At 61.4% G+C, this 12,653-nt stretch carries 14 protein-coding genes and 1 pseudogene; 8 read left to right on the plus strand and 7 right to left on the minus strand.

From position 1 onward, the window contains the following. Positions 1 to 19: 19 nt before the first annotated feature. On the minus strand, positions 20 to 1,276 hold the full coding sequence (locus B0G77_RS15440) for an MFS transporter (RefSeq protein WP_133662901.1): 1,257 nt from the start codon (positions 1,274 to 1,276) through the stop codon (positions 20 to 22). A 144-nt stretch (positions 1,277 to 1,420) separates the two neighbouring features. On the opposite strand from B0G77_RS15440, the gene B0G77_RS15445 reads away from it, so the two are divergent. Together B0G77_RS15445 and B0G77_RS15450 are read left to right on the plus strand one after the other, a co-directional pair. Beyond that, complete coding sequence (locus tag B0G77_RS15445; protein WP_133662902.1) at positions 1,421 to 2,341, plus strand: LysR family transcriptional regulator; 921 nt, start codon at positions 1,421 to 1,423, stop codon at positions 2,339 to 2,341. A gap of 111 nt (positions 2,342 to 2,452) precedes the next feature. Further along, a complete protein-coding gene (locus tag B0G77_RS15450) occupies positions 2,453 to 2,920 on the plus strand; it encodes an MEKHLA domain-containing protein (RefSeq protein WP_133664160.1) in 468 nt (155 codons plus the stop codon). A 92-nt stretch (positions 2,921 to 3,012) separates the two neighbouring features. Here B0G77_RS15450 and B0G77_RS15455 read toward each other — a convergent pair whose 3' ends face one another. The 3 genes from B0G77_RS15455 to B0G77_RS15465 all read right to left on the minus strand — a co-directional run bounded on the left by B0G77_RS15455 (position 3,013) and on the right by B0G77_RS15465 (position 5,189). After that, on the minus strand, positions 3,013 to 3,900 hold the full coding sequence (locus tag B0G77_RS15455; RefSeq protein WP_133662903.1) for a LysR family transcriptional regulator: 888 nt from the start codon (positions 3,898 to 3,900) through the stop codon (positions 3,013 to 3,015). Between the two features lie 63 nt (positions 3,901 to 3,963). Further along, the gene (locus B0G77_RS15460; RefSeq protein WP_243751007.1) at positions 3,964 to 5,007 is read right to left on the minus strand and encodes an ISL3 family transposase; all 1,044 of its coding nucleotides are present in this window, start codon (positions 5,005 to 5,007) and stop codon (positions 3,964 to 3,966) included. Beyond that, positions 4,914 to 5,189: a hypothetical protein gene (locus B0G77_RS15465; protein ID WP_133662905.1), complete on the minus strand. Its 276-nt coding sequence runs from the start codon at positions 5,187 to 5,189 to the stop codon at positions 4,914 to 4,916. Before B0G77_RS15465 ends, B0G77_RS15460 begins: the two co-directional genes overlap by 94 nt. A gap of 227 nt (positions 5,190 to 5,416) precedes the next feature. On the opposite strand from B0G77_RS15465, the gene bla reads away from it, so the two are divergent. The 3 genes from bla to B0G77_RS44240 are packed head-to-tail and all read left to right on the plus strand — an operon-like array spanning position 5,417 to position 6,720. Beyond that, positions 5,417 to 6,304, plus strand: coding sequence for a class A beta-lactamase (bla, locus tag B0G77_RS15470; protein ID WP_133664161.1), 888 nt, complete (start codon positions 5,417 to 5,419; stop codon positions 6,302 to 6,304). A 16-nt stretch (positions 6,305 to 6,320) separates the two neighbouring features. Continuing rightward, positions 6,321 to 6,524 carry a hypothetical protein gene (locus tag B0G77_RS44235; RefSeq protein WP_243751008.1) on the plus strand — a complete coding sequence of 68 codons (204 nt, stop codon included), beginning with the start codon at positions 6,321 to 6,323 and terminating at the stop codon, positions 6,522 to 6,524. A 10-nt stretch (positions 6,525 to 6,534) separates the two neighbouring features. Beyond that, a complete protein-coding gene (locus B0G77_RS44240; RefSeq protein WP_243751009.1) occupies positions 6,535 to 6,720 on the plus strand; it encodes a hypothetical protein in 186 nt (61 codons plus the stop codon). A 256-nt stretch (positions 6,721 to 6,976) separates the two neighbouring features. Here the strand turns inward: B0G77_RS44240 and B0G77_RS15480 are convergent, their stop codons facing one another. Further along, on the minus strand, positions 6,977 to 8,050 hold the full coding sequence (locus B0G77_RS15480) for a hypothetical protein (protein WP_133662906.1): 1,074 nt from the start codon (positions 8,048 to 8,050) through the stop codon (positions 6,977 to 6,979). A gap of 609 nt (positions 8,051 to 8,659) precedes the next feature. Between B0G77_RS15480 and B0G77_RS15485 the strand changes: the two genes are divergently transcribed. Continuing rightward, positions 8,660 to 9,643, plus strand: a complete 984-nt coding sequence (locus B0G77_RS15485; protein WP_133662907.1) for a ferritin-like domain-containing protein — start codon at positions 8,660 to 8,662, stop codon at positions 9,641 to 9,643. Between the two features lie 207 nt (positions 9,644 to 9,850). Here B0G77_RS15485 and B0G77_RS15490 read toward each other — a convergent pair whose 3' ends face one another. After that, entirely contained in the window at positions 9,851 to 11,311 is a 1,461-nt protein-coding gene (locus B0G77_RS15490) for an amino acid permease (protein WP_133662908.1), read from the minus strand. Positions 11,312 to 11,674: 363 nt separating this feature from the next. After that, positions 11,675 to 12,073: pseudogene (locus B0G77_RS15495) on the minus strand (3D domain-containing protein); the annotation flags it as partial. 7 nt (positions 12,074 to 12,080) lie between these two features. Here B0G77_RS15495 and B0G77_RS15500 point away from each other — a divergent pair. Beyond that, entirely contained in the window at positions 12,081 to 12,356 is a 276-nt protein-coding gene (locus B0G77_RS15500; protein WP_243751010.1) for an OmpA family protein, read from the plus strand. Between the two features lie 24 nt (positions 12,357 to 12,380). Beyond that, a complete protein-coding gene (locus tag B0G77_RS44245) occupies positions 12,381 to 12,653 on the plus strand; it encodes a hypothetical protein (RefSeq protein WP_243751011.1) in 273 nt (90 codons plus the stop codon).

The following is a 12,653-nucleotide window of genomic DNA, read 5'->3' on the forward strand; positions in this document are numbered from 1 at the left end:
AGATTCGCTATGGCTTACCTCAATCCGGGTTCGATGAGAGGCGACCCGCCTTGACCGGCGAGCCGGCATCTTGGCTTGACCGGCGAGGCCCGCCGATCCAGTGAACTGCAGCAGCGACGAGCCCGAGCGCAATACCAAAGGCGACGATGCCGACCCAGCCGAAGCGGGTCATTAGCCAGCCGCTGACCATCGTCCCGACGGCCCCGCCGAAGAACGTGGCGGTCATATAGAGGCTGTTGATGCGGCCCTGTGCTTTCGGATCGACTGCAAACGCGCGGGTCTGGTTGGATACCAACCCGGCCTGCACGCCGATATCGAGCACAATGACGCCGATCACCAGAAAGGTAAGCGAGGCGTTCGCGCCGGAGAGAAGCAGGTAGGCAAGCGTAACGATGCTGATACTGGCCCCAACGACACTGCGGGTCCCGAGCCGGTCGGAAGCACGGCCGCCGAGTGAAGCGGCAAACGCGCCGGCTGCGCCGACGATACCGAAGCCGCCCGCCCACGCACTGCCAAGATGCCATGGTCCGCTGGCCAGGAGCGCCGCCAGATTGACCCAAAACGCGTTGAAACAGGCCCACAACAATGCCTGGACAATCATCGATTCACGAATCGGACGATTGTCCCGCGCCAGTGGCCACAGCGAAGCGAGCAGGCGTCCGTAGGAAAGGCTCGTCGAGGGCACGCCCCGCGGCAGGAGCAAAGCGGCGGCGACCCAGACCGGCACCATGAACAGAGCTTCGAGGGCGTAGACCGCGCGCCAGCCATAAGCCGCGCCGACCACGCCGGCGATCGTGCGGCCGAGCAGGATGCCGACCATGATGCCGCTGACGACTGTCCCGACGGAACGCCCGCGCTCGCTCGGCAGCGACATGACGGCCGCGAAGGGCACGAGTTGCTGTGGCACGCAACTGACGATGCCAAGACCAAAGGAAGCCGCGATCAGCGCCCAGATGCCGGGCGCGATCGCTGCCGCCACGGCGAAAGCGAAGGCGAGCGCGATCTGACCGAGCACGAGCTTGCGCCGGTCGAAGCGGTCGCCAAGCGGCAACAGCAATGCAAGCCCGGTCGAGAAGCCGAGCAGCGCCGCGCCGGCGACGAGATCGACCTTCGTCAGGTCGACCCGCAGGCCCGCTGCGATCAACGGCAGGATCGGCTGGGTGCAATAGATGTTGGTGATCACCGCACCGGCGATGAGCGCCATCATGACGATCTTGCCGCGCGACGCTACCGCGGGCGTAGGGGGACTTGCGGGTGGGGTGGGCAGGCCGCTCACGGGATTCTCCTTGATATTTCAATCTTTCCGGCATTGGCAGTTACATGCTGCGGTCCAGAACTCGGTGTCGAACGTTACACACTTGCATTCATAAAGAGAATCCATCACGATTGGGAATCATCCTTCCACCATTTGGTAGGCTCCATGAATCGTCTTGAATCCATGTCTATCCTCGTCGCTGTCGTTGATTCGGGCAGTCTGTCGGCTGCCGCGCGGCGCCTCGGCATGCCGCTGGCAACGGTCAGCCGTAAGGTTGGGGAACTGGAATCGCATCTGAAGACGCGTCTGCTTCACCGCACGACGCGACAACTTTCGTTGACGGACGCCGGGAGTTCATACGTGGCCGCCTGCCGACGCATTCTCGAAGAAATTGGCGAAGCCGAGCGCGCTGCAACGGGTGAATACGCCTCGCCTAAAGGCGAGCTCGTGGTCACCGCGCCGGTCGTTTTCGGGCGCTTGCACGTCGTGCCGGTGGTTGCAGAGTTTCTCGCGCACTATCCGGAGATCGACATTGACCTCGTGTTCACGGATCGCGTCGTGCATCTGATGGACGAGCACGCCGACGTCGCAATCCGGATTGGCGAATTGCCCGATAGCACGCTGATGGCAACGAGAGTCGGAACGGTCCGCCGGGTGATATGTGCGAGTCCCGCCTATCTGGCAACGCATGGCGTGCCGGCCAAACCACGCGATCTTGCCAGGCATGAGTGCATTACCTTCGAGGTCCTCGCGACGAGGCGCGCCTGGGTTTTCGAGTCCGGCAAGTCAGAGCTGTCCGTGCCCGTTCATTCACGGCTTGCAGTCAATACGGCCGAGGCAGCGATCGCAGCCGCGATTCTCGGAGTTGGACTGGTAAGTGTGCTGTCCTACCAGGTTGCAGACGCTATACATGACAACGCACTTTGCGTCGTGCTCGACAATTTCGAGTCTGCGCCATTGCCCGTCAATCTCGTGCATAAGGGACAAGCGCCCCTGCCGTTGAAGTTGCGTGCTTTCCTCGACTTCGTGACGCCACGCCTACGCGCTCGTACATCGCGCATACTCACCGACGTCACGACGGCTTGACTGCCGAGGCGGGCGCATCTGTGCGCAACGCGGAGTCAAATGACGCATTTGATAGAATATTTCTCGAAGCCCGCCACCCATCCGCATACGCAATTGCGAGCGCCCCGTCTGATGTTCCCGAGCACTGATCCCAGCTTCTTCTTCCTCCTTTCCGACAGCTACCGCCGACTCCTTGGGAAGGCCCTCGTTCCCGAGGGCATGAGCGTATCCGAGCGCGCTGCGTGGCTTTACGAGGCGGCGCCGTTCGGCATTCTTGCGCACAATACCGCGGAGGATCCCGTCTTCGTTTATGGCAACAAGCGCGCACAGGCAATGTTCGGATACGACTGGAATGAGCTCACCGCGGTGCCCTCGCGTCTCTCCGCGGAAACGCCCGAACGTAGCGACCGTCAGGCATTCCTCGATCAGGTCACGCGCGATGGCTTTGTCACCGGATACCGGGGCGTGCGCGTCGCCAAATCAGGCGTGCGCTTCTGGATCGAACGGGCTACTGTATGGCAACTCACGGATTCGGCGGGAAACTACCGAGGTCAGGCGGCCATGATCCCTGAGGTAAAGTTCATTCGCGATAGCGATTGAGTTCATCGCGGTACCGCGTTGGTTTGAGCCGGCACCCGCCTGTCATTCGAAGAACACGTCGGTGGGAATGTTGCGTCCCGATGGATTGCGCATCACTCCCAGGGGACGCTCGGCTGTCCGGCCGCCTCCGCAAGAATCCAGTCACGGAACAACTGCATGGCGGGCGCCATGCGTCTCGATTTCAACCACGTCAGCGAGTAGCTCCCCGTTTTGACCTCCTCGCTGAAGGGGCGAACGAGCAGTTCCGCTTGCAGTTCGCGCGCGAACATGAGCGGCGGAGCCAAAGCCACCCCTGCGCCCTGGACGGCAGCTTCCACCATCAATCGGGACGAATCAAAAACCGGACCGTTCACCGTCCACGGCTCGAGTTGGGCGGCCTGGAACCAGCTAACCCATTCGTCGGCACGATATGACCGCAGTAGTGTCTCCTTCGCCAGATCACTCGGTGCGGCAAGCCGTTTCGCAATGTTGGGTGCGCATAGCACCGTAAGCGGTGCGTCGAGCAACACCACACTGTGGGTCGCAGGCCAGACGCCTTCGCCGAAGCGGATCGCAAAGTCCAGCCCCTCCCTTGCGAGATCTACAAGGTTGTTATGGGTTAGCAGCCGCAACTCCACGAAGGGATGTGTCTCGCGAAATGATTTGAGCCGCGGCATGAGCCAGCCGACGGCGAACGTTCCAACCACGCCAACCGTAAGCACCTCGTGAAAATGGCCGCCCTCGAATTGCTTGAGTACGCCCTCGATGCGTCCAAACGCATCGGTCAGGACGGGAAGCAGCGCGCGGCCTTCGTCGGTCATGTCCAGTCCACGCGGTAAGCGCCTGAACAAAGCGGTTCCTAGCCTCTCTTCAAGCGTTCGAACCTGCTGGCTGACGGCCGCCTGTGTCACGTTGAGCTCCTGCGCCGCGCGTGTGAAACTCAGGTGTCGTGCCGACGACTCGAACGCTCGCAGCGCGTTAAGCGGTAGATGTGGACGCATGGGAGTCCAGACATAAGATTTTCTGGATCTTCGCGGAAAGGTGTGATGAAAAATCGCCATTTTTCAGATTCGAGGCAGCATGCAAGTGAGGATCTTCAGGCGCAGATATTCCTCATCTCGCAATCCGTACGCGCGTCGCTGGATAACCCGAACCTTGTTGTTGAGTCCCTCAACGAATCCGAGCGGCACCTTGTTTTCTGGCTTGCAATAGGAAGCAATCCCGTCCCAATGACGCTCGACCATCGCGGCAAACTTCTCGTAGGGCTTCAAACGCTGCCACTTCAAGCTGGATTTCCAGTTCTCGAAGAAGCGACGTGCCCAGCCTTCGCGCTCGTAGTCCCACAACTGCCCGAACGACTCCTTGAGCAGGTACGCGGTATTCAGACGTCGGTTCGCTGCGAGCAGCGTCTTCAACGAGTTCCTGCCTTCCATCGACAGGTTCTCGCGATGACTGAGCAGAACGTACTTCTGGCCTTTGATGTAGCGCCGCTGCTCGCCTTGCAGGCGAGCGTATTCGCTCTTGCGCACTTCATCCAGGGCTTCGTTGAGCTGCTTTATGACGTGGAATTTGTCGTACAGGATGGCCGCATGCGGCACGCGTTCCTGCGCGACGTTGTAAAACGGTCGCCACATGTCCATCACGACAAGCCGGATGCCGCGGGCTTTTTTCTCGCCCAGCCAGTCATAGAACTGATGCATGCTGGCCTCCTTTCGATCTTCGCCACCAAACCAGATTGCACGGCCCCGTATCAGGTCGCTCACAACAATGCGGTACGTCTGTCCCTTGCCAATCGAAATCTCGTCGATGCCGATGACCTTCGGCCCGGGCGTGCCGAACCGCTCCAGTTGCGCCCGCATGTACTGCATCTCGAGGTCCTTGACCGTGTGCCAGTGCAATTGCAGTTCGTCAGCCACGTCCTTGATCGTGCTGTCGCGACAGCGGCGACCGACGTACCACGCGAAGCGCTTCGTGTAGTGAGGGATGTCCGCCAGAAAGCTCAGTCGTTCGCCTTTCACGCTGCCATCGCATCGACAGCGGACCCGACGAGCTTCGAGTTCCAGGTAAATCCGTACATCGCCGTTCGGCAGATCTCGAACGCGACGCACCCTGCGATCGTGGATCGAGCACCGCCGACCACATCCCTTGCAGGCCGTTTTTTTGAGCGCCGAAACAGCGTGACGACGCGTGCCATGCGATCACCGAAGACACCGCGCAGCGCTTCGCAAGGACGGAACCCGTCGAACCGGTATGCGTCGGAAAGACGCTTGAGTTTGCGTGAAGTAGCCATCGCGAAATCATGCCCGATTTCGAGAGGCCATCAAGACGCGCAAACCCTTGCCCAGATTGGCTCTCCGACATTTTCATCATGAAAAACCATCACACTTTTCCGCGAAGACCCGATTTTCTTTACTCAAGTCCAAATTATCCTCGTTTGCCAACGGCTCGCAAAGGGACGATATTCGCGCCTCTGCCGGGCGCTCGCGTTCATCGATTCATAAAAACGAGTTGACAGCCATGACGTATTCTCAAAACCGCCGTTCCTTGTTGCTTGCCGCCGCGATGCTTCCCGTGGCGCGGGCGGTCACTGCCCGGGCAGCCGAAGGGCCACAGCCGACCTCGACCGAAGCCCAGCTAGCCACGCTGGAAAAGAGTTCCGGCGGACGCCTGGGTCTGTTTGCGCTCAACACGGCCACCGGCGAGCAGACCCGCTACCGCGCGGACGAGCGCTTCCCCTTCTGCAGTACGTTCAAGGTGATCCTGGCCGGTGCGATTTTGACCCGGAGCACACGGGTTCCCGGGTTCATGCAGCAGTGTGTCAACTATGCGCAGAGCGAACTCGTTCACTACTCGCCTGTTACCGCGGAACACGTCGGCGACGGCATGACCGTTGCCGAATTGTGCCGCGCGGCCATTCAGTACAGCGACAACACCTCTGCCAATCTGCTGATGAAGATGCTCGGCGGGCCGGCCGCCGTTACCTCGTTTGCGCGCTCAATTGGCAACAGCGAATTCCGTCTGGACCGTTGGGAGACCGAATTGAACTCGGTCGTGCCCGGCGATCAACGCGATACCTCCACACCGGCGGCAATGGCTCGCAGCCTGCAAACGCTGGCGCTCGGCGACACTTTGCCGCCCCCTCAACGCGCGCAATTGCTGGACTGGCTGCGTGGTAACAAGATGGGTGCAAAGCGCATCGGGGCCGCCGTTCCAGCCGATTGGCAAATCGGCGACAAGACGGGAACTGGCGACTACGGAACCGCGAACGATATTGCAGTGCTCTGGCCTCCGGCACGTGAGCCTGTCGTCCTCGCGATCTATCACACGCAACTGGCAGCAGACGCGAAGTCGCGCGATGACGTTATTGCAGTGGCGGCTCGAATTGTCGTGAACGCTTTGGGCTGATTCCAAAAGAACAATCGTGAAAACCTGTCTCTCGATTCCAGTCCTTCCGGGCGCCGTCATGTTTGTGAATTCTGTCATGGCTGCCGCCGCCCCTGCAGCAAAGGAGACACAGGTCTTGCAAAGAATCCACGTGCAGGAAACCGATCGCGAGATGGGCATGGGCATTGCCGAGTTTCCCCCCCAACGCCGAAAAACCACGCCACAAGGCGATTGGACCTGAGGTCGTCTACGTGACGAAGGGTGAGATTACATTGCGGGTGGATGGCCGGCCTTCGAAAGTCATTCATGCGGGCGGAAGTTACCAGCTCTCACCGAATGATGTTCACGTGACCAAAGCCGGCCCGGCAGGTGCGAAGACCATCGCAACGTGGGTGACCGCGCCGGGAAAGCCGTTTAACATTTTTGTCCCAAACTGATCGGATATTCGGCGGCCCCTGCCATGCTACAAACGCCGCGCGGGGATGAACTGACTGGCGATTAACCGGCATCGCGACGCTGCGATCGGCGAAACCGCTGGCGGACTGCCCGATGCAATCCTGTTCCAAACGGCCGCTTCAGCGAAAGCTGAAGGGCCGTTCAGGGTCGACGCCCAGAATTTCGCCCCCGCACTCAATACGGTTCTGGGGTTGCCGAGCTCACGGCGACCGTGTCGCTCGGCAAGCCAACGGCGCGTTACTGGTCGCCTGTCGGTACGAAGGCCATGCCGTGCGGGCTGACCAGATTGCTCACCAATGGAAGGAGTGCACCGCTGCCCAGATCGAGCTGGCCGACATAAGCCGGCACCGCTGGTGCACCGTTCGCAGCGGGTACCCCCGTTGATGCGGAGAACGCCGCGCCGCGCTGCCAGGCATCGGCACTGATCTTGTACACCTTGTTCGCCTTCGTATCGGCCACGAGCAGGAAGCCCCGATGCGCAGTGGCGAATACCGTGTCGTCAATCTGCACGTGGCCGAGAAGCGGCAGATATTCCACGCGCGGATCCTTGCCCGGCCCGCGTAACAGAACGAGCTGACTATCTCCCTGGTCATCGAGCAGAAGGTCACCCGACGGCGTCAGCGTCATCGAATCCGGATCGGTCAGGTTGAGCCGCGCCACTGTGCCAAACGGAATGTTGCTGGCGTCAGGCGTCCCGGACAACACACGAGAGACGTCGATCGTGCCGTTTGAGCGGAGGAGTCCGCGAACAATCGCGGGACCCGTACTTTGGCCATTGGCGTCAGTGGTGGGGTTGGACGCGCTGAAAAAGGCCTGACCGTCCATGAACACGATGTCGTCGTAACCGCCGCCGTGCGGCGGCTTGCCGAAAACATAGCGTGTGGTCCGACCGGTCGCCGCGTCTATCGTGACGAGGTTTGCATTCGCATCCTCATTCTGCACTGCCCAGATTTCCCGGGTGTAGGGGTTGACCTTCAAACCATCGTTGTGTCCCGTCACGGTAAAGGTCCGCAGGGCATTGCCGTCTTGCGAGTATTCAACGATCTGGCTCTGCGCGTTACCCGAACCATCCGGTGGGCCGCCGTTTCCATAGGCGACCCAGATGTGATCATCAAGCACGGCCAGTGAGTCCGGCGCGCTGGACCCGGCGGGAGGCGCCGCGAAAACGCTTATGCTGAAGCCCGGCGTGGGCACCGGCTTAGGCGGCGTTTGCGCGCCGGCGCCGCCAGACGCGAAACAGAACGCGGCGAACGCTAGTGTGGTGCGACTGAAAATGCGGCTTGCTGCGGAAACAGGTCGAATGCTTGGCATGCTCGGCTCCTGAGACGTGTATGCGTGGCGGGGAAAGCGGGGGCGCGGAACGGGGTGCGGGTTGGTCCGAGGCTGATCGGATGTAATGGCCGGAAATAATTCGTAAAATATGGAACCATATAACTGTGACTGCGCGGTGACATAGCCAGCACGGACCGGCGCGGATCATCGTGCCTGTTCACCATCCGTAAGGTCGCGGCCAGCAGCAAACGTCGTGAGTGATCCGCTTTTCCGCTCGCGCGCGCGACCCGGGACAACAGCAACAAAGCGACAGGGGTAACGGATCCCATCCCGTCCGGTGAAGCTCACATCTTCGAGAGCACGGGAGAATCGCTAGCGCCGGACATGCCGTCAGGCGCCTCCAGCCCGGTGAACTTATAGAAGGGTGGCGGTGGCCTGCGGAGTCAGTCATGTTGAACATCCGTATTGCTTGCGAAACCGGACGTTGCCTGCATAATGCGTCGACGGGCAGCTTCATGCCCTGAGGCGGTCCATCAAGGTTTTTGAGCAGTAAGTTGCTGTTCGCACCCGGCTCGGCCACGCACGGTCCTTCGCAATTGATTCGTGCAAGCATGGACCGCGCCCGATTTATCCGGGAGAGCCTTCAGCATGAATGACACATTCGATCTCGAACGGCTGATCCCAGGCTTCATTGCGCCAGCGTTGCCGCCATCCAGAGCCGACCGCGCAACCATCACCGCTGCAGAGCACGGCACCCGGCAGTGGACGAGCAACGTCGCCGGCCCGCTGAAGCCGGGCTCCGACGTGCATCGCCGCGAGATGTGCCGGATGTTTCGCGAGACCTTCAACCCGTACCGCCCGTCGGTACTCGACTGGCCGACGCTCGAGCCCGACGCGCTTCAGCGGATCGTCTCGCTGCCGATCTGGGACATCGCAGTGCAGACGGAAGGCAGGGCGCGGCTGCGCATGGCAGCGTATGCGGCCACCATCGACGAACCGGACATGCGCCACGCGCTCGCGCTGAACGCCTGGGAAGAGAGCCGCCACAAGGAAGTGCTCTCGCGGATGGTGAGCGCATACCAGATAGCCCTCGCGAGCGAGCCTCCCGACGTCTACCCGAAGGACGTCGAATGGGCCTATCTTGTGACCGGTTACAGCGAGTGCATCGACAGCTTCTTCGCGTTCGGCCTGTTCGAGGTCGCGCGCCGCTCGGGCCTGTTCCCGCCCGAGCTGATCGACACCTTCGAGCCGGTGATGCAGGAAGAGTGCCGCCATATCCTGCTGTTCGCAAACTGGGTAGCATGGCACCGCGTGCGGCTGTCCTGGTGGCAGCGCATCCGCTTCGAGCTGAAAGTGGCTGCCGTGTGGGCATTCCTCGGCTGGGAGCGGGTCAGCCTTGCGCGCACGCTCGACGCCGACGGCAACGAGCACAGGCACGACAACAACTTCACGGTGAACGGCGCACAGGCAGTGTCCGCAGCCGAAACCAGCGTGCACGAACTGATGACGCTGTGCCTGGAAGAGAATAACCGGCGCTTCTCCGGTTACGACCAACGCCTGCTTCGCCCCGAGACGATGCCGAAGCTCGTGCGTTTCGCGCTGCGTTTCATGCGCGCGGACAACAGGCGGTAACGATGCCAGGCTCGCGATAGCCCACGGCAATCCTGTAGCCGCAGCCGGCCTCCTGTGCCAGGTCGGTGCGTGCCTGTTGACTCCGCACCAGCCTTTCCACCCGAGTGGATGCGGTCCGGCCAGGTGATGATCAAAATCGGACTTCGACGACGCGATCAGCGATTTCGCGACCGGGTACCGTCCCACTACCGGCTCGACTACGGGGCTTCAGTGGCGCTCCGGGAAGCGCAGTTTCGAATGAGTCCGGCCGTACGACATGTAGATGATCATGCCGATCACCAGCCACACGACCAGGCGGATCCATGTAATGAGCGGCAGCCCGACCATCAGCAGAAGGCAGAACAGAATGCCCAGGATCGGCACGATCGGCACGCCCGGAGCGCGGAATGGCCGGGAGGCGTCGGAATCGCTGCGCCGCAGATAGATCACGGCGCCGCACACGAGGACGAATGCGAACAAGGTGCCGATGCTGACCATCTCGCCCAGCACGTTGATTGGCGTGAACGCCGCCACGATCGCGACAATCGTGCCGATCATCATCTGACTGCGGTGAGGCGTCAGCAGGCGCGGATGGACACGGGCAAAAAGGTGCGGCAGCAGGCCATCCTGCGACATCGTGAAAAAGATGCGGCTCTGGCCGTAGAGCAACACGAGGATGACTGTCGTGAGCCCGGTCAGTGCGCCGATCTTGATGAGAATGGAGAACCAGGTCACGCCGATCGCATCGACGCCCTTTGCGATCGGGTCGGGCACGTTGAGTTGGGCGTAGGGGACGAGCCCGGTCAACACGCCAGCCACGAGAATATAAAGGGTCGTGCATATGACCAGCGACCCGAGGATGCCGATGGGCATATCGCGTTGCGGCTTTCTTGCTTCCTGCGCGGCGGTGGATACCGCATCAAAACCGATGAAGGCAAAAAAGACGACAGCGGAGCCGCGAAGGATTCCGCTCATGCCGAAGCTGCCAAATTCCCCGGTGTTGGCCGGGATGAACGGATGCCAGTTCGCCGGGTGCATGAAAAATGCGCCGATGGCAATGAACGCCACCACGACGGACAGTTTGATCGCGACCATGACGTTATTGAGCCGTGCCGACTCCTTCGTGCCGAGTACGAGCATGGTCGTGAGAATCGCGATGATCACGACGGCGGGCAGGTTGACGACTCCGGTCACCGACGTGCCATCGGGGAGTTTAACCAGGACGCCGGACGCCGCCGCGAGGGCGGGCGGGATATTGATGCCCACATTGTGAAGCAGGCTGACGATGTAACCCGACCAGCCGACTGCAACCGTAGCCGCACCCATTGCGTATTCGAGGATCAGGTCCCAGCCGATGATCCAGGCGAACACCTCGCCGAGCGTCGCATAGGTGTAGGTGTAACTGCTGCCGCATACGGGGAGCATGGCGGCCAGTTCTGCGTAGCACAGCCCGACGAACCCGCACGCGATACCGCCGAGGATGAACGACAGAACGATGCCTGGCCCGGCGAACTGCGCCGCGGCCGTTCCGGTCAGGACAAAGATGCCAGCACCGATGATGGCGCCGATTCCCATCGCTGTGATGCTTGTCGCACCCAGCGTCTTGGACAACAGGTGGCCGCCTTCGACATCCGCACTGTCAACGATGTCGGCGATGGACTTTCGCGCCATGTAACTGGTATCAGCCATGATGAGTCATCTCGAACAGGTGTTGTTGGAAACGAATCGAAACGCAGACTTCGGTTCGTGGAGCACGAAAAAGCGTTTTTCCCGATGACAGGATGGGTTCACGTTGTTAGGGGCGACCGATTCAGTCTAGTCTGAATTGAACGACAGCGTGAGCAGATGCGTGACCGGCTTTGCCGCGAAGTCGAGCCTGCAATTCATCACGCATAGTTCGGCTGCTTTGTGGAACCGTTACCGCCGTTTCTGGATCATCAGGATTCCTTTCGTTGGGGACACGCATGGTCAACAGGCCATCATGGGAGTCCGTGAACGCGCGCCTTGCGTTGTTTGCCCACAAACCATCCCGAATCAGCTCGACGCAGGCACTTACGGCGAGTCGTCCACGCACAGATCCGGATCGCTGACAAGGCAGTCCGCATTCGACGCCGCCGGCGTGATGCCTCTCGTCCTGATCGCCGCATCCTGCGCGGCGATGCGCAATCCCTTCGGCAACAGTACCCACATCCGGATCCGCTCTTTTGTGTGGCTTGCCTGCGTCTGCGCGCTCCGGCCGAAGCCGAAAAAGTAATCGGCCCGAACCACGCCCGTGATTGCGCCGCCTGAATCCTGAGCCACCATCAGCCGGTCGATGGCGCCGGGCGATTGCGAGTCGTCACGCGTTGCAACAAAGACGGGCGCGCCAAGCGGCGTCGTGCGCGGGTCGACCGCTACCGACCGGCCCGCTGATAGCGGCACACCTAACGCGCCCACTGGTCCGTTCGGCGAATCGGGAATGCTCAACAAGGTCGCGGTTGCATTGCAGTCGGAGAAGCTGTCGTCGTACAAGTTTCGCGTTGAAGGACACGCGGACCCGCGCGGTTCCGCCGACGCCAAAATGAAGCTTTCGGAAGATCGTGCCGCCGCCGTTGTCGAATACCTCACGCAGAAGGACGGTATTGCGTCCGAGCGCCTGAGTTCGGTAGGCAAGGGTTCGACCGAGCCGCTGAACCCGCGCAATCCGACAGCGCCAGAGAATCGCCGCGTGACCATCGTGACCGTGGTGGACTGACGGCCGCGTGGCGGGCGGCGGCCGATGAAACCGTCAGGCGCACGACGCGCTCGCCTGGCAAGCGGGGCGATTGCGCTAGCGCTTTGCATCGAGGCGGCGCTCGCCAGCAGCGCTACGCCGTACGCATCGCCCGCATCCGGGACGCGTGAGGAACAATGGGCACAGCGTGTCGACGGGGTGCGCATACCGCTGGCCGAGCTCGACGCGTCGCTGCCCGATGGCCCTACCTTGCGGCTCTTCACGATCACGGATCGGCCTGGTCTTTACGTGATGCATGCGCCGAGTCTCGCGGTATAG

The organism is Paraburkholderia sp. BL10I2N1 (assembly GCF_004361815.1).
Lineage (GTDB): Bacteria > Pseudomonadota > Gammaproteobacteria > Burkholderiales > Burkholderiaceae > Paraburkholderia.